The organism is Mumia quercus, assembly GCF_025506335.1.
In the GTDB taxonomy this organism is placed as follows: Bacteria; Actinomycetota; Actinomycetes; order Propionibacteriales; family Nocardioidaceae; genus Mumia; species Mumia quercus.
In genome coordinates this window covers 89,245-105,703 of the sequence record NZ_JANZYO010000004.1, presented here as the reverse complement: position 1 = coordinate 105,703, position 16,459 = coordinate 89,245, and the positions used below count along the sequence as shown (strand labels likewise).

Below are 16,459 nucleotides of genomic sequence, written 5' to 3'. Positions count from 1 at the left end.
GCCATCGTACTGGCGTGAAAACGCCAGTTCTGCCGTTTTACCCACTCGTGAACCGCCTAATCGTTACGTTGCATGAGGACAACCGGGGCCGGGGGGCGAAGGGGTGATCCGGTGACGGGCGAAACTCGCGACGTCAGCGCGTACGAACGCGTCGGCTGGCTGCTGCGTCAATGGCGGCTCATGTCGGCTGACACCACCCTGCGCAAGCTGCAGCCCTACGCAGAGGTGCTGGCGCAGCACGGGCACCGCGCCGACGCCTCACGCATCTCACGGTGGGAGTCCGGCCGCCTGCGCGTGCCGGAGTCGGTGCTCCGGTCGTACGAGGAGATCCTCGGGATCCCCCGTGCCGGGCTCTCGGCCCTGTGCGAAGGCATGGCGCGCTCGTGGGGCGCGCGGCCGCCCACCCGTACGACGGAGGTGACCGACGAGGCGCTCCACGAGGCGTTCGCCGTGGTCCAGGGCGACGTCGTCGAGGGCGTCGACTGGTTCGAGTGGGCCGGCTGCGTCGCTGCGCGCCACTCGCTCGACGACGACCTGCTCGCCGCGACCGAGCCGCTCGTGGCCCGTCTGGTGAGCGAGGCCTCCCGGGCCAACGGTCTCGCGCTCGTCACCCGTTACGAGGCATTGCGACGCTTGATCGAGTCCCCGGTCCACCAGGCGCGCGTCATGCGGACGGTCGGTGCGCAGGTGATCGACCCCACGGCCCAGGCGACGCTGATCCCGGTCGTCCTCATCGCCGACGTCCGCGCCGAGAAGGCGGTCAACACCCTCATCTCCCTGCTGGGCCAGCCGTCCGCGCAGCTGCAGCTCGGCGCGACGTGGGGTCTGCACCGCAAGCTCACGCGGCACGAGGTCACGCCGGCCTCGATGGCAGCCTTGGAGGCGCAGCTCGCCCAGATCCTGTTCGACGGCTCGAACGAGAACGCCCTCGTCCGGATCGTGCCTCTGTTCGACGTGCTCCCTCCGCCGACGGCCGAGCGGCTGCGGCGGCTGCGGCCGCAGCTGTTCCCTGCACGCCCGCGCGGCGTCGCGGCGTCGGCGACGAGCCGCGCGACCATGCTCGCGACCGCGGTGCGCGGGGCGACGGCCCGCATCGAGTCGGTGACCGGCCGCGAGGTCGACGCCGTCGGACGCGCGATCATCGAGGACGCGTACAGCGCCACGAGCCACGACGTCCGCCACCAGTCGGCGATGCTGCTCGCGCGCAGCCCGTACGCGTCCCTGCTCGCCGAGGTGCTCATCGAGCAGACCCAGCCCAACCGCTGCTTCGACGGCGCGCCGGGCGTGCTGCCGTACGTCGTGGGCAAGGCCGAGCGTGACGCACTCATCTCCCGTCTCGACGAGCCCGGCGCCGACGTGCGGCAGACCCTGGTGACCCTCGCGCACGTGCCGGGGGGCCCTGTCGCCGGGGTCGCGCCGCTGCTCGCGCACGACGACCAGGGGGTCGCGCACGCGGCGCTCTTCGCGGCAGGGATGCAGCAGGACCCTGTCCTCGCGCGGCTGGCGCGCGACCGCCGGCGCTCGCTCGAGATGCGGGCCGGGGCGCGCTGGTGGCTCGAGCACGGCGGACGCATCGACGACGCCCGCGTCACCTGAGCCTCTTCGCCCTCCGGCGCGTCGCCCGTGGCAGCGGCTAGGTTGGCGTCGTGTCGTTGAGGTTCGCGCTGCTGGCCGCCCTGCTCGAGGGTGACGCCTCGGGGTACGAGCTGAGCAAGGTGTTCGACGTGTCGTCGGCCCACTTCTGGTCGGGCACGCCACAGCAGCTCTACCGCGAGCTCGACCGCTTGGAGCGCGACGGGCTGGTGGACGTCGAGGTCGTGCCGCAGGAGCGTCGGCCGACGAAGAAGGTGCTGTCGCTCAACGAGGCCGGACGTGCGGCGCTGCGCGCGTACGCGTCGGCACCGGCCCGGGCGCAGGCGATCCGCAGCGACCTCATGGTGAAGGTGCAGGCGGCCGACGTCGCCGACATCGACGACCTTCTCGCGACGGTGACGCAGCAGGCAGACGAGTTCCGCGCCAAGCTTCGCCTCTTCGAGCGCGTCCGCGAGCGGATGCTCGACGGGCGTGACGAGGAGACCTACCTGCGCGAGTCGGACCGTGTGGGGCCCTTCCTCACCCTCGAGCGCGGCCTCGCGTTCGAGCGCGAGAACCTCGCGTGGAGCGAGCGGGTGATCGCGGTCCTCACGGCCCGCCGGGCGCGCTAGCTCGCCGCCTCGGCTTCGCGGGCGTCGAGCCACGCCGCGACGTGGTCGTTGTGCTGCCCGAGCCGGGGAGGGGCGAGGTTCTTCTCGCGCGCCCCCGCGTACGGGAGGTCGTCGAGCCGGAGGACGGGCCCGGGAATCTCGATCGGGCCGAGCGTCTCGTGGTCGACCTCGACGAGGAGTCCCTGCGACCGGGTCTGGTCCCAGGCGTAGACGTCGTCGAGCGTCCGCACCTTGCCGGCGGGGACGCCGGCCTCGGCGAGCCGCTCGAGCCACACCTCCGCGCCGGCGACCGCGAACGCCTCCTCGATCCGTGCGGTCAGCGAGTCGCGGTTGCGCACGCGCAGCGGGTTGGACGCGTACGCGGGGTCCTCGACGTCGATGCCGACCAGCGGTGCGAACCGGTGCCACAGCCCTTCGGAGCCCACCGAGAGCTGGACCGGCGCGTCGGCGGTCCGGAAGAGGCCGTACGGGGAGATCGACGGGTGGTGGTTGCCGGCCGCGCTCGGCCGCTCGTGGGCGACGGTCCACCGGGTGCCTTGGAACGCGTGCACGCCGACCATGCCCGCGAGGAGGCTGGTGCGCACGACGCGCCCGCGCCCGGTACGCGACCGCTCGTGCAGCGCGGAGGCGATGCCGTACGCGGCGTTCATGCCGGCGAGGAGGTCCGCGATCGGGACGCCGACCTTCGTCGGGTGCTCGGCGTCGGGACCGGTCATGCTCATCAGGCCGCCCTCGCCCTGCGCGATCTGGTCGTAGCCCGCGCGTGCCGACTCCGGGCCGTCGTGCCCGAACCCGGTGATCTGGCAGATCACGAGCCGCGGGTTGAGCGCCTGCAGTCGTTCGTAGCCGAACCCGAGGCGCTCGAGCACCCCCGGGCGGAAGTTCTCGAGGAGGACGTCGGCCTGCTGCACGAGCCGCTCCAGCGTGCGGCGACCGTCGTCGCTCTTGAGGTCGGCAGTGATCGAGAGCTTGTTGCGGTTGCAGGAGAGGTAGTACGTGGACTGCTCGTCGCCCTCGCTGCCGGTGACGAACGGCGGGCCCCACTGGCGGGTGTCGTCTCCGGCGGGCGACTCGACCTTGATCACCGTCGCTCCCAGGTCACCGAGCATCATCGCGGCGTGCGGGCCGGCGAGGGCGCGGGTGAGATCGACGACGACGATGTCGGACAGCATCACGGCTCCAGGGTTCGGGGTCACGGGGCCCGTCCATCGTCACACCTGCGGGCGTGCGTCCGTACGGCGAATGGTGCCAACCCGGTCCGCGCGCGCCTGGCAGCGCCCGTTCTGGCATCATGTATGCAACATGTGTGCATCTCCAGCCTCGCCCGGGTCCGGGCCCACCGCCCCTGTCCGTACGTCCGCCACCGAGCGGACGTACGCGGCGATCAAGCGCGCCATCCTCGTCGGCGATCTGCCGGGCGGTGACGAGCTCGGCGAGGTCGCGCTCGCCGAGCGCCTGGGCTGCTCGCGCACCCCGGTCCGCGAGGCCCTGCTGCGGCTCCAGACCGAGGGACTGGTGCGGATCTACCCGAAGCGGGGCGCGATCGTCCTCCCGGTGACCAGCGCCGAGGCGGACGCGATGTGGGAGGCGCGTGCTCTGGTGGAGCAGTGGGCGGCGCCGCGCGCCTTCGCCGAGGGAGCCCGGGTCCGTCCCGAGATGGACGCGCTCGTGGACGCGATGGAGAAGCACCGCGGCGACGACGACCTCGCCGCGTTCACCGAGTCCGACCGCCTCTTCCACGAGGTCGTCGTCGACGCTGCCGCCAACCCCCACCTGTCACGCTTCTACCGCAGCCTGCGGGAGCGGCAGATGATGATCAACGCGACCGCGATGGGCCCCTCGCCCGCCCGGATGGACCGCGCGATCCGCGACCACCGAGAGCTGGCCGCCCTCATCGCCGGCGACGACCTCGACGCGTTCGTCGCCGCGAACGACCGGCACCTCGCGACGGCGCGCCACGCCGCACGGGGAGACCTGGCGGTGGACGCGTGATCGCCACCGTCTCGCGGCGCCTCGGTCTGCGGCGGGGCGCCTACGCCGTGTGGGTCGTCGCGCTGCTCGTCTACGTCCTCGCGGTCTTCCACCGGTCCTCCCTCGCCGTGGCCGGTCTGGAGGCCACCGAACGGTTCGGCATCGGCGCAGCGCAGCTCTCGACCTTCACCGTGCTGCAGCTCGTCGTCTACGCCGGGATGCAGATCCCTGTCGGCCTGGCGCTCGACCGGTTCGGTCCTCGGGCCGTCATCCTCACCGGCGTGCTGACGCTGAGCGTCGCGCAGGTCGGGTTCGCGTTCGCGACCTCGTACCCGGTGGCGCTCGCCGCCCGGGTCGCGGTCGGCGCCGGTGACGCGATGGTGTTCGTGTGCGTGCTGCGGCTGGTCGCCAACTGGTTCGCGCCGCGCAAGGTGCCCCTGATGACGCAGCTCACCGGGATCAGCGGACAGGCCGGCATGATCCTGGCCGCGGTCCCGATGACGTGGGCTTTGCACCACGTCGGGTGGACCACGGCGTACCTCGTGACCGCAGCGGTCGGACTGGTCCTGGCGTTCGCGCTGGTCGTGGTCGTGCACGACAGGCCAGGGCTGCGGCGTCACCTCGGGCCCCCGCTGGAGGTCCGCGGCCTGGGACGTCGCGTGCGGGAGGCATGGGCCGACGACGGCACGAGGCTGGGGTTCTGGACGCACTTCTCCACCCAGTTCAGCGCGACCGTGCTCGGCATCCTGTGGGGCTACCCGTTCTTCGTGCGGGGCGAGCACGCCTCCCCGGCGTTCGCTGCGTTCCTCCTGACCCTCCTGACGCTGGCGACGATGGCGTCCGGTCCGTTTCTGGCCTGGCTCACCTCCCACCGGCCGTACCACCGCTCGTCCACGACGGTGGCGATCATCGCCGCGATCGCGCTGTCGTGGGGGGCGGTCCTGCTGTGGCCCGGCGACGCCCCGTCCTGGCTGCTCGTCGTCATGGTCGTCGTCACGGCGGTCGGTGGCCCGGCGTCGATGGTCGGTTTCGACTTCGTCCGGACCTTCGGCAGCGCGGAGCGTGCGGGGCTGGCGACGTCGCTGGTGAACACGGGCGGGTTCATCGCCTCGCTGTGCACGATGCTGGGGATCGGCGTGGTGCTCGACGTGCTGACGCCCGCGGGCGCCGACACCTACCCGTCGGAGGCGTTCGGCTGGGCGATGGCGGTGCAGGTCGTGCCGTGGGTGCTCGGCATCGTCATGATCCTGCGGCACCGCGGCGCGATCCGGCGCAAGCTGGCAGCCACGGCGCCGGAGCTGCTGGAGGCGATGCGTCGCGGCGAGTCGGTCACGGTCTGACGACCCGCCGGGCGGTCAGCGGGGTCCGCCGACGCGCTTGACGAGCATCGCGACCTTCTTGCCGTTCGGCTGGTCGAGGCGGCCGACCTCGGTGTAGCCCCGCGCACGGTGGAACGCGAGCGAGGGCTCGTTCGGCGGGTCGACGTAGACCTCGAGCGCCATCAGCTCCCGCGCGCGGGCGCGCTCCTCGAGCACGTTGTAGAGGAGGGTGCCGACCCCGCGCCGCCGGAACTCCGGCGCCACCACCACCCGGTCCAGGTAGGCGAAGTCGTCGGCGTCGAACTGCTCCTCGTACCAGCGATAGTTGAGACTGTCGTAGGGCGTGCCGGGCGGCAGCGTCAGCGCGAACCCGGAGAGCACGCCTTCGGCGTCGGTGCTCACCACCGACTGCTCGGCGTACCCGACGATCTCTTCGAGCCTGTCGGCCGTCAGCGTCCCGACGCCGTCCAGCGCGCCCTGGTTGAGGGCGAGGACCGCGTCGAGGTCGGAGTCTTCCATCCGTCGTACCAGCATGGGCGGAGCCTAACCCTCCCACGCCTTCCGTGGGAGGGAAGCCGACCGTTCGTCGTCAGGCGACGTCGAACGTGAGGCCCGCTGCAGCTTCGGACGCGGCCCACAGCCGCGCGGCCAGCTGGGGGTCTCGCGCGGTCTTCGTCATCCCGACGAGCCGGGGGCGGCCGCGCAGCTGGCGCAGCCCCGACGGCCCGACGTACGAGCCGCCCGGAAGGCCCGGCTCGGTCGCGGCACGCTCCAGCGGCCAGGCCCCGGCGGCGGCCGACTGGCCGACCGCGCGTGTGATCTGGTGCACGAAGACGCCCTGGAACGAGCGTCCCCCCAGCTCCAGACCAGAACGTTGGAGGTGGGTGATCGCGTAGCCGGGATGCGCCGCGACGCTGGTGACGTCCAGACCGGCGGCCCGGACGCGGCGGTCGAGCTCACGCATGAAGAGCAGGTTCGCGAGCTTGGACTGGCAGTAGGCGGACCAGCGGTCGTACCGCCCGAGATCGGCGTGCGGCTCCAGGGTCCGCAGGTCGACGTCACGGGCGAAGGAGTGCATCAGCGAGGAGACCGTCACCACGCGCGCGCTGCTCGCGACCAGAGTCGGCCAGAGGTGCGCGGTGAGGGCGAAGTGCCCGAGGTGGTTGGTCGCCATCTGGAGCTCGAAGCCCTGGGCAGAGGTGCGACGTGGCGTGGCCATGACACCGGCGTTGTTGAGGAGGACGTCGACGCTCCCGCCCAGCGCGAGGATCGCCTCGGCGCCCTCCCGCACGGAGTCGAGGTCGGCCAGGTCGAGGCGTACGGCGGTCGCGTCGAGGTCGTGGATCCCGTGGCGGAGGGCCGTGAGCGCAGCCTCGACCTTGTCGAGGTCACGGCCGGTCGCGATGATGCGGGCGCCGTGGTGGGCGAGCTGGTAGGCGGCCTCGGTGCCGAGGCCGCCGGTCACGCCCGTGAGGACGACGGTCGAGCCCGAGAGGTCGGGGATGTCCTCGGTGGTCCAGGTGGCTGCGGGACGTCCGCTCACGGGGTCACCGCGATCTCGGCCAGCAGGTCGCCGACGAGGGTGGAGTCGCCGGTCCAGGTGATGCTGAGCGGCTGGAGCGCGTCACGGCCGGCGACGAGCGTGACGAACGTGTCCGTCGACATGGAGACCCTTACGTGCGGGTCCGTGCTCGCCCCGTCGCGGAGACGCCCGCGGCCGTCGTCACCGACCTCCACGGTGACCGTCCGGGTGACCGGTCCGGAGACGTCGAGGACCAGGCTGGTGCCGCGGTCGGCCTTGAGCTTCTTGGCGAGCACGTACGGGAGCGCCAGGAGGAACCCGCTGACCACGAGGACGGCGGCCTTGCCGTCGTACCCACCGGGCACTCCCGTCGCCGTACGGATGTCCTGCTCGTGGATCCACATGTCGATCATCCGGTTGCGCAGGACCACCTCGTTGGTCCAGGCGATGCCACCAGGGGTGTCCTCCGCCAGCGCGCGGGGGTCCTCGGGGAGCGTGGCGAGCACGTCGCGGCGGACGGCCACCGCGATGCGCAGCTCGTCGACGAGCGCGTCGGTCGTCATGTCCTCGCGCTGCCGGATCCCGGCCTCGGTGTAAGCCGACTCCACCTCGCCGCTGCCGACGTCGAGCCCGGTCGGCCCCCCTCGCCCGGTGTGGGACAGCTCGGCCTCGATCGCGGCGAGGTGGGCGACCACGTCGCGCACCTTCCACCCCGGGCAGCCGGTCGGTGTCTCCCACGCCTCCGCGGGCAGGTTGGCGAGCAGGGAGAGTGTCCGCTCGGCCGACTCGGCCCAGGCGTCGACGTACAAGGAGAGGTCCATGCGCGGAAGCCTAGGGGACGCGATGGTCCCGGAGGCCCGTCTGCGCGCGACACTGGAGGCGTGACAGACGGACTCAAGCCCCGCGTACGCGCGCCCGAGCTCCGCGGACGCGGTTGGCTCGGCACCGGCGGCGCACCCCTGACGCTGGCCGACCTCCGAGGACGCTTCGTCCTCCTGGACTTCTGGACTGCCGGGTGCGTGAACTGCCTGCACGTCCTCGACGAGATGCGGCCGCTGGAGGAGCGCTACGACGACGCCCTCGTGGTCGTCAGCGTCCACTCGCCGAAGTTCGCCCACGAGGCCGACGCCGACGCCCTCGCAGCCGCGGTCGCGCGCAACGGCATCACGCACCCTGTGCTCGACGACCCCGAGCTCACCACCTGGCAGGCGTACACCGCCCGCGCGTGGCCGACGCTCGTGCTCATCGACCCCGAGGGCTACGTGATCGCCCAGTACGCGGGGGAGGGGCACGTCCACGCGCTCGACGCGGTGCTGGCACGGCTGGTGCCGGAGTACGAGGCGCGCGGCACGCTCACGCGAGGACGCTCCCCGTACGTGGCGCCGGCGGCCGAGCCGGGCGACCTGCGCTTCCCCGCGAACGCGATCCGGCTCCCGTCCGGCGGGGTCCTGGTCGCGGACGCGGGCAGCGGGAGCCTGGTCCACCTGGCCGCCGACGCGTCGACGGTGGTGCGCCGGTACGAAGGGTTCCGTGAGCCCAACGGCCTCCTCCTGCTCCCCGACGACCTGCGCGACCTCACCGGCTACGACGTCGTCGTCGCCGACACGGTCGCGCACCGGCTCCTCGGGCTGAACCTCGCCGACGGCGCCCTCCAGGTCCTCGCCGGCGACGGTCGGCAGTGGATGCAGGGCGACGGGACGCGCTCGCTCTCCTCGCCGTGGGACGTCACCTGGTGGCGCGACCGGGTCTGGATCGCCATGGCAGGCATCCACCAGCTGTGGACGTACGACCCGGTGTCGCACGAGGTCGCCGTCGCGGCGGGGACGACGAACGAAGGTCTCGTCGACGGGCCGCTGCCTGACGCGTGGTTCGCCCAGCCGTCGCGTCTGGCCCCCGACGGGGACACGCTGTGGCTCGCCGACCCCGAGACGAGCGCGCTGCGGAGGGTCGTGGAACGCGACGGGTCGCTGGTCGTCGAGACGCTGGTCGGCAAGGGACTGTTCGACTTCGGCTTCGTCGACGGTCCTGCGGACGAGGCGTTGCTGCAGCACCCGCTCGGGCTCGCCGTCCTGCCCGACGGCTCGGTCGCCGTGGCCGACACCTACAACGGCGCCGTCCGCCTCTTCGACCCCGCCGCCGCCCGGCTGGGCACGCTGGCGACCGGTCTCGCCGAGCCGTCGGGTCTGCTCCTCGACGGAGACGAGCTGCTCGTGGTGGAGTCGGCCGCGCACCGTCTCTCACGGGTCCCTCTCGGCGCCTCGGCCCGGGCTACCGGGGCGAGCCACACCACCGGCCGACCGACCACGGAGGTCCGCGCCGGGGAGGTCGAGCTCGCGGTCGCCTTCACGCCGCCGCCGGGCCAGCACCTGGACGAGCGGTACGGCCCGGCGACCCGCCTGGTGGTCACGGCCACGCCTCCTGCGCTGCTGCGCGAGGGCGAAGGGCGCGGCACCGGCCTCGTACGGCGACTCGTGCTCGACGCGGCCGTCGGTGACGGGGTGCTGCACGTCGCGGCGATGGCGGCCTCGTGTGACGACGGTGACGAGGTCGGTGCTGCGTGCCACGTCCACCAGCAGGACTGGGGCGTGCCCGTACGCCTCACGCCCGACGGCGCCATGCGCATCGACCTGCCTCTGGGCGGCGCCCCTTCCGCCTAGGCGCTCACCACGGGACGGTCCCTTCGGTGCTCATGAAGGTGCCGGACGGGACGTCGTCGGCGAGCGTGGCGGCCGCGACGACCACCTCGGCCGCTGCCTCAGGTGTCGTCGGTGCCTGCTCACGAGCGCCCGGCGCGAGATCGGTCTGGACCCAGCCGGGGCACACGGAGGTCACCTTGATGGGGGTGTCTGCCAGCGCCTTGCTCAGCGCGATCGTGACGCTGTTCAAGGCGGCCTTCGACGCCCGGTACGCCGGCACGCCCATCGGGTAGTACGGCGAGTCGGGGTTCGTCTGGTCCGCCAACGACCCCATCGTGCTCGAGACGTTGACGATGCGGCCGGCCGCGCTCGTGCGGAGCAACGGGAGGAACGCCGACGAGACGGCGACCGCCCCGAACAGGTTCGTGGCGAAGGTCTGCTCGAACAGCGCGATGTCCACGACGCCGTCTGCGTCGGCCGCACCTGCCTCGGGCAGGATGCCGGCGTTGTTGACGAGGACGTCGAGCCGGCCCAGCTGGTCGGCGACGTACGAGGCTGCTTCCCGGACCTGCGCGCGGTCGGTCACGTCCAGGGTGACGCTGCTCGCCGCGTACCCTTCCTCGGTCAGACGCCGCGCGACCTCGGCGCCGCCCGCGGCGTCGCGCGCGGCGACGACGACGTGGTGGTCGTCCTTGGCGAGCCGTTGCGCCACGGCGAGCCCGATCCCTCGGGTGGCGCCGGTGACGAGTGCGATCTTCATGTGGTCCCTTCCTGAGGCGGAGCCGCCGGCTCGTCCGCGGCGGTTCCTCCATCCCAGCAGCGCGAGCCGGGCGGTACCGGCGGGAAACGGACGCCGCGTCGCGGGCCGCGCGAGGTCAGGCGGTGGCGCTGTGTCGCGCGGCCCGGCGCCGCAGGAACAACACCAGCAGCGCCGCGAGGGCTCCGAGGACGACGCCGCCCGTGCCCACCACGAGGGCGGCGACGGCCAGGACGATGACGCCGAGGACCTGCGGCTGCTTGCCGGTGCCCCAGCCGGCCTGCGCCAGCTCCGGGTCGGTCGAGCGGCAGGAGAGCGTCGCCGGCGCGCCGACCCAGTCGCGCGTCGCGCCGTCGGCCGACAGGGCGACCAGGTGCCATCCCGTCACGGCCGCACTCTGGTTGCGGAGCGCAGGGACGTCGATCGCCGGACCGCCCTGCGGGGTGAGGGTGCACGTGACGCCGAGGTCCTCACCTGTGCTCCCTGACGGGACGTCGGCGTCGACCCACACGGCGAACCGGTGCTCGGGGACCGTCATCGCGCCGTCGCTCGGCAGACGCGTGACCTTCGCGTCGCGGGCCAGCCCGGCAGATGCGAGCCCGAGGAGGAGGGCGCCCACGAGGCCGATCACGGCGATCACCGCGCCGACCGCGTACCAGCCGCCCGACACCCTGCGCGGCCGGCGTGGCTCGTTGAGGGGGACGGGCGGGGACATGGCGCGAGCGTATCTGCTGTCAGCCGTCACCGGCGGCGCGGCGCCGGCGACGGCCGAGCACCGCCTTGGCGGCGGTCTGCATGCGCTCCATGAGCGCGCGCACGGCGGGGACCGCCTCCGCCCCTCTGCGGTGCACCATGCCGACGTGCCGCGCACCGAACAGGTCCGACCGACGCAGCTCGACGTCAGGGTGTCGGAACGCGGACAGAGCGAGGTGGGGGAGCACGGTCACTCCGAACCCGTGAGCGACCAGGTTCTGCACCGCGACGTAGTCGTCGCTCTCGTGGAGCAGCCGGGGCTCGAAGCCGGCCGTCCGGCAGCAGGACACCAGGTGCTGGCGGCATCGTTCGCAGCCCGCGACCCAGTCCTGGGCGGCGAGCCACGAGGCGTCGACGTCGTCCGGCGCGGACCCAGGAGGCACGACGAGCGACAGCGGCTCCACGCCCAGCGGGACCCAGGCGAGCGCGCCGTCCTCGGCCGGCGGACCGTCGTACCCGAAGACCAGGGCCACGTCGGCCTCCCCGGCGAGGACGGATGCCCACGCCTCGGGCGGCTCGGTCTCGACGAGAGTGACCTCCACCTCCGGCCGCTCCTCGCGCAGCGCGCGCAGGGCAGGCGGGACGAGGGTCGCGGCGCCCGACGGGAAGGAGACGAGGCGTACGACGCCCCCGCGCGCCTCGGCCAGCGCGTCGAGCTCACCCCGGGCGAGGTGCAACGCGCCGTGGATGGTGTCGGCGTGCGCCAGGAGGGCGACGCCGGCTTCGGTGAGCTGGGTCCCGCGCGCGGTCCGCAGCAGCAACGGTCCGCCGGCCTCGCGCTCCAGCTGCCTCAGCTGCTGGCTCACGGCCGACTGCGTCGTCCCCAGCTCGCGGGCGGCGGCGCTGAGCGAGCCCGACCGGGCGACGGTTCGGAATACCAGCACACGTCGTGGGTCCATCGTCAACCATCAGATCTGCTAAGACCCGCTCTCGTCAAGCACGGGCTACTGCGGCGTCCGCCTCGACGCGAGCATGGAGCCATGGAGACGTTGGGACTGATCGGCGGCATGAGCTGGCACTCGACCGCGACCTACTACCGGATCATCAACGAGGTCGTCGCCTCGGCGAGGGGAGGTCACGCCTCCGCGAAGATCGCCCTGCAGTCGTTGGACTTCGAGGAGGTCCGGCAGTGCCAGCTCCGTGACGACTGGGACGCCGCGGCGGCGCTGCTGACCGAGGCAGGGCAGCGCTGCGTGGGAGGAGGGGCCACGACGGTCGCGATCTGCACGAACCTGATGCACAAGGTCGCTCCTGCGGTCGAGGCGGGCATCGACGTCCCGCTCCTCCACATCGGTGACGCGGTCGCGGCGGAAGCGGCCCGCAACGGCTGGGGCACCCTCGGCATCCTGGGCACGCGCTGGGTGATGGAGGAGGACTTCTACGCGGAGCGGCTGGCGCGTCAAGGCGTCGGTGCGGTGGTCCCCGACGCCGCCGACCGTGAAGCGGCCGACACCATCGTCTTCGACGAGCTGACCCGTGGGATCGTGCGCGACCCCTCGCGTACGCGTTACGTCGACATCATCCGGCGGCTCGGTGACCAGGGGGCCGACGCCGTCGTCCTCGCCTGCACGGAGGTCGGGCTGCTGGTCGGACCCGCCGACTCCCCGCTGCCGCTCGTCGACAGCGCGGACGTGCACGCGCGGGCGCTCGGTCTCCTCGCGCTGGGAAGCAGCCAGGGCGTGGAGGGAACCTGAGTCGCTGAGGAGGACTCTTCAGGGTGTGAGCAGCTTCGACGACGACGGTCCGCGACCCCAGACGGACCGCGAGGTGTGGGAACGGCTTCGTACGGGGAGCGAATCGGCGTTCGCCGAGATCTTCACCCGTCACAGCGACGCCGTCTACAACTTCGCGTTCCGCCGGACCGCCTGCTGGGCCACGGCCGAGGACATCACCCAGGCCACGTTCGTCACGCTCTGGCGTCGGGCGCTGGCGGGTCGCACGGACGTGCTCCGGCACGACTCCGCGCGTGCGGTGCTCCTGGCCATGGCAGGGCACGAGAGCGCGAACACGCTGCGCGGGCTGCGTCGGCTCACGGCGCTCAAGCGCAAGGTCTCCGTCGAGGAGGTCGACCCCGACCACGCCGACCGGGTCGCCGCCGGCATCGACAGCGAGCGCCAGATGCGCCGTGTCCGGGAGGTCGTCGACCGGCTCCCGGCGTCCCAGCGCGAGGTCGTCGAGCTCGTCTGGTGGTCGGGCTGCTCGATGCAGGAGGCGGCCGACGCGCTGTCGGTCCCGGTCGGGACGGTGAAGTCTCGCCTCTCCCGCGCACGCGCACGCCTGGGGGAGCACACGGTGACAGTCGGACGAGAGGAGCTGGCATGAGGATCGACCTTCCACCCGAACGGGTGCTCCACGACAAGGACGAGCGCGTGGCGCTGATCGTGGCTGCGGCATCTCGGGGTCGCGGCACACGTACGCGGGGGTGGGCCGTCCCGGTCGCGGCGGCCGCGGCGGCAGCGACCGTCGTCGGGCTCGGGGTGGTCGTCGCCGGTGAGGACGCTCCCACCCCGTCGCCCGCAACGCTCGGCCCGCAGGTCGCGGCGTCGCCGGCGGCTCCGCCCGAGCCGGTGGTGCCCGAGGTCGAGCTCTGGCTGCGCGACCTCCCGCAGGACGAGGCCGCGACCCTCGCCACCGTCTGCGGCTCCGGGATGGGGAGCACGCGGTCGGTGTTCGAGACGAGGGAAGTGCTGTCCGCGCAGGTGCAGCGCGCGCTGAACGGGCCGGGTCCCGTGGCCGTCGTCGTCGCGGAGGACGCGACGACCGGAGAGCGTGTCGGGTGCGAGGTCGCCGTGCGGTCCGGTCGTCCGCCGGAGGTGCGCAGCGCCGCGCTGCTTGCCGGGAGGGGGAGCAAGTCGACCACGAACGCCAACGACGCGACACATCCGGCGATCCCGATCGACGGCCCGGGCGGCTACGCCCTCGGGTACGCGGGGGACACCTACCAGGTCGACGAGCGGGTGGCGTCCATGCGCCGGCGCTTCGTCGTCGACGGGGAGGCCGGACCGTGGCACGTGGCGCCGGCTGTCGACGGCTACGTCTTCCTGCAGGCGCGGGTGAGCGAGCGTGCCCTCGACGGAGCGGCGGCGCTGACGCTCGAGACGCAGGTGCTGGACCACGACGGCAACCTGCTGGGCGCGCCCGGCGAGCAGGAGGACGGGGGTGGGATCAGCGCGAGCCCGGGCACCACCCGTACGGACGACCGCAGCTGGGACCTCTGCGAGCTGGCGAAGGCCGACGGCGCGATCAGCGCGTCCACCTGCTCCTGACGCAGGACCGACAGAAGGACCCGACGTTCCACCCCGCATGAGGGGAACGTCGGGTCCTTCTGTCGTGCGGTGCTTCAGTCCTTAGAAGGCAGCCTCGTCGAGCTCCATGACGTCGAGGTCGATCGCCTCGGCGATGGCCTTCTCGGCAGCCAGCTTCGGGAGGACCTGGCGCGCGAAGAACTGCGCCGCGGCGACCTTGCCCTCGTAGAAGTGCTTGTCCGATGCGGAGACGTCACCCTCGAGCGCCTTGAGCGCGACCTCGGCGCCGCGCAGCAGCAGCCAGGCGCAGACGACGTCGCCGAGCGCCATGAGGAGGCGGGTCGAGTTGAGCCCGACCTTGTAGACGTTCTTCGGGTCGCCGCCGTCGGCCGGGTTGGCCGACATCATCTGGCCGAACACCGCGCCGAGGATGCCCTGCGCGTCCTCGAGGCCCTTGGCGAGGAGCTCGCGCTCGACCTTGAGACGGCCGTTGCCCGCCTCGGAGCCGATGAACGCCTGGATCTCCTGCGCGACGTGCGCGATGGCCTGACCCTGGTCCTTCACGATCTTGCGGAAGAACAGGTCCTGGCCCTGGATCGCCGTCGTGCCCTCGTACAGGGTGTCGATCTTGGCGTCGCGGACGTACTGCTCGATCGGGTAGTCCTGCAGGAAGCCCGAACCACCGAGGGTCTGCAGCGACTCCGTGCCGAGCAGCACCCACGAACGCTCCGAGCCGTAGCCCTTGACGATCGGCAGCAGGAGGTCGTTGACGCGCTCGGCGAGCTTGTCCTCCTCGCCGGCGGCCTCGGCCTGCATGACGCGGTCCTGCCAGCTCGCCGTGTAGATCACCAGCGAGCGCAGCGCCTCGGCGAACGCCTTCTGCGTCATCAACGAGCGGCGCACGTCCGGGTGGTGCGTGATGGTCACGCGCGGTGCGTCCTTGGCCGGGTTGAGCATGTCGGCGCCCTGGACGCGCTCCTTGGCGTACTCGAGCGCGTTGAGGTAGCCGGTCGACAGCGTCGCGATGGCCTTCGTGCCGACGAGCATGCGCGCGTTCTCGATCACCTGGAACATCTGGGCGATGCCGTCGTGGACCTCGCCGAGCAGCCAGCCCTTCGCCGGGGCGCCGTTGCCGACGGACGGGTCGCCGAAGGTCACCTCGCAGGTCGTCGAGACCTTGATGCCCATCTTCTTCTCGACGTTGGTGACGTAGGCGCCGTTGCGCGTGCCGTCGAGCTCGCCGGTCTCCAGGTCGAAGCCGTACTTCGGGACGATGAAGAGCGAGAGGCCCTTGGTGCCGGGGCCGCCGACGCCCTCGATGCCGACCGGACGCGCGAGCACCAGGTGGATGATGTTCTCGCTCATGTCGTGCTCGGCCGAGGTGATGAAGCGCTTGACACCCTCGATGTGCCAGGTGCCGTCCTCCTGGAGGTACGCCTTGGTGCGGCCGGCGCCGACGTCGGAGCCGGCGTCGGGCTCGGTCAGCACCATCGTGGCGCCCCACTTGCGGTCGACCATGTGCTGCGCGATCTTCTTGTCACGATCGGTGCCGTTGCGGTGCACGATGTAGCCGAAGTTGGGGCCGGCGGAGTACATCCACACCGGCGGGTTCGCACCGAGCACGAGCTCGGCGGTCGACCACACGAGCGACGCCGGAGCAGGCTGGCCGCCGAGCTCGACGGGGAGCTGCAGGCGGAACCACTCGGAGTCCATCCACGTCTTGTAGCTCTTGGCGAAGCCTGCGGGCATCGTCACCGTGCAGGCCTCCGGGTCGTACACCGGCGGGTTGCGGTCCGCGTCGGCGAACGACTCGGCCAGGTCCTCGCGCGCCATCCGGTCGATCTCGCTCAGGATGCTCTTCGCGGTGTCGACGTCGAGGTCCTCGAAGAGGCCGGTCCCGAGGACTTCGTCGCGGCCGAAGACCTCGAAGAGGTTGAACTCGATGTCGCGAAGGTTGCTCTTGTAGTGGCTCACGGCGACGTGTTCCTTCGTGGTTGGTGCTGCCTCGGGAGGCAAGCGCACTTACTGGTCGGTAACACCAGTGTCCTACCC

General features: G+C 72.3%; 16 protein-coding genes. 8 read left to right on the top strand and 8 right to left on the bottom strand.

Annotation, left to right across the window (positions count from 1 at the left end; genetic code table 11):
* Positions 1–111 precede the first annotated feature (111 nt).
* Positions 112–1,596 carry a hypothetical protein gene (locus NYZ95_RS09865; protein WP_262851099.1) on the top strand — a complete coding sequence of 495 codons (1,485 nt, stop codon included), beginning with the start codon at positions 112–114 and terminating at the stop codon, positions 1,594–1,596.
* Between the two features lie 50 nt (positions 1,597–1,646).
* Positions 1,647–2,204, top strand: a complete 558-nt coding sequence (locus NYZ95_RS09860; protein WP_262851098.1) for a PadR family transcriptional regulator — start codon at positions 1,647–1,649, stop codon at positions 2,202–2,204.
* Here NYZ95_RS09860 and NYZ95_RS09855 read toward each other — a convergent pair.
* Positions 2,201–3,400, bottom strand: coding sequence for a CaiB/BaiF CoA transferase family protein (locus NYZ95_RS09855; RefSeq protein ID WP_308212231.1), 1,200 nt, complete (start codon positions 3,398–3,400; stop codon positions 2,201–2,203). The two genes, NYZ95_RS09860 and NYZ95_RS09855, sit on opposite strands and share 4 nt — an antisense overlap.
* A gap of 106 nt (positions 3,401–3,506) precedes the next feature.
* On the opposite strand from NYZ95_RS09855, the gene NYZ95_RS09850 reads away from it, so the two are divergent.
* Positions 3,507–4,196, top strand: coding sequence for a GntR family transcriptional regulator (locus NYZ95_RS09850; protein ID WP_262851097.1), 690 nt, complete (start codon positions 3,507–3,509; stop codon positions 4,194–4,196).
* Positions 4,193–5,515 (top strand): MFS transporter, encoded by a 1,323-nt coding sequence (locus tag NYZ95_RS09845; RefSeq protein WP_262851096.1) that lies wholly within the window; start codon positions 4,193–4,195, stop codon positions 5,513–5,515. The genes NYZ95_RS09850 and NYZ95_RS09845 overlap by 4 nt, the downstream gene beginning before the upstream one ends.
* Positions 5,516–5,530: 15 nt before the next feature.
* Here the strand turns inward: NYZ95_RS09845 and NYZ95_RS09840 are convergent, their stop codons facing one another.
* Genes NYZ95_RS09840 through NYZ95_RS09830 form a run of 3 tightly spaced genes read right to left on the bottom strand, consistent with a single transcriptional unit; the run spans position 5,531 to position 7,837 of the window.
* Positions 5,531–6,028: a GNAT family N-acetyltransferase gene (locus NYZ95_RS09840; RefSeq protein WP_262851095.1), complete on the bottom strand. Its 498-nt coding sequence runs from the start codon at positions 6,026–6,028 to the stop codon at positions 5,531–5,533.
* Between the two features lie 55 nt (positions 6,029–6,083).
* Positions 6,084–7,037 carry an oxidoreductase gene (locus NYZ95_RS09835; protein ID WP_262851094.1) on the bottom strand — a complete coding sequence of 318 codons (954 nt, stop codon included), beginning with the start codon at positions 7,035–7,037 and terminating at the stop codon, positions 6,084–6,086.
* Positions 7,034–7,837, bottom strand: coding sequence for a maleylpyruvate isomerase family mycothiol-dependent enzyme (locus NYZ95_RS09830; RefSeq protein WP_262851093.1), 804 nt, complete (start codon positions 7,835–7,837; stop codon positions 7,034–7,036). Before NYZ95_RS09830 ends, NYZ95_RS09835 begins: the two co-directional genes overlap by 4 nt.
* Positions 7,838–7,897: 60 nt before the next feature.
* On the opposite strand from NYZ95_RS09830, the gene NYZ95_RS20400 reads away from it, so the two are divergent.
* Positions 7,898–9,673 (top strand): redoxin domain-containing protein, encoded by a 1,776-nt coding sequence (locus NYZ95_RS20400; protein ID WP_262851092.1) that lies wholly within the window; start codon positions 7,898–7,900, stop codon positions 9,671–9,673.
* Positions 9,674–9,677: 4 nt separating this feature from the next.
* On the opposite strand, the gene NYZ95_RS09820 is transcribed toward NYZ95_RS20400, so the two are convergent.
* From NYZ95_RS09820 to NYZ95_RS09810, 3 genes are all read right to left on the bottom strand, one after another.
* A complete protein-coding gene (locus NYZ95_RS09820; RefSeq protein WP_262851091.1) occupies positions 9,678–10,412 on the bottom strand; it encodes an SDR family NAD(P)-dependent oxidoreductase in 735 nt (244 codons plus the stop codon).
* A 115-nt stretch (positions 10,413–10,527) separates the two neighbouring features.
* Positions 10,528–11,124, bottom strand: a complete 597-nt coding sequence (locus tag NYZ95_RS09815; protein WP_262851090.1) for a hypothetical protein — start codon at positions 11,122–11,124, stop codon at positions 10,528–10,530.
* A gap of 19 nt (positions 11,125–11,143) precedes the next feature.
* Positions 11,144–12,061, bottom strand: coding sequence for a LysR family transcriptional regulator (locus tag NYZ95_RS09810; RefSeq protein WP_262851089.1), 918 nt, complete (start codon positions 12,059–12,061; stop codon positions 11,144–11,146).
* 81 nt (positions 12,062–12,142) lie between these two features.
* Between NYZ95_RS09810 and NYZ95_RS09805 the strand changes: the two genes are divergently transcribed.
* From NYZ95_RS09805 to NYZ95_RS09795, 3 genes are read left to right on the top strand one after another with little or no spacing between them, the layout of a single operon-like run.
* Positions 12,143–12,856, top strand: coding sequence for an aspartate/glutamate racemase family protein (locus tag NYZ95_RS09805; protein WP_262851088.1), 714 nt, complete (start codon positions 12,143–12,145; stop codon positions 12,854–12,856).
* A 25-nt stretch (positions 12,857–12,881) separates the two neighbouring features.
* The gene (locus NYZ95_RS09800; protein ID WP_262851087.1) at positions 12,882–13,484 is read left to right on the top strand and encodes an RNA polymerase sigma factor; all 603 of its coding nucleotides are present in this window, start codon (positions 12,882–12,884) and stop codon (positions 13,482–13,484) included.
* Entirely contained in the window at positions 13,481–14,428 is a 948-nt protein-coding gene (locus NYZ95_RS09795; protein ID WP_262851086.1) for a hypothetical protein, read from the top strand. The genes NYZ95_RS09800 and NYZ95_RS09795 overlap by 4 nt, the downstream gene beginning before the upstream one ends.
* 81 nt (positions 14,429–14,509) lie before the next feature.
* Here the strand turns inward: NYZ95_RS09795 and NYZ95_RS09790 are convergent, their stop codons facing one another.
* Positions 14,510–16,381 carry an acyl-CoA dehydrogenase gene (locus tag NYZ95_RS09790; RefSeq protein WP_262851085.1) on the bottom strand — a complete coding sequence of 624 codons (1,872 nt, stop codon included), beginning with the start codon at positions 16,379–16,381 and terminating at the stop codon, positions 14,510–14,512.
* Positions 16,382–16,459: the final 78 nt, after the last annotated feature.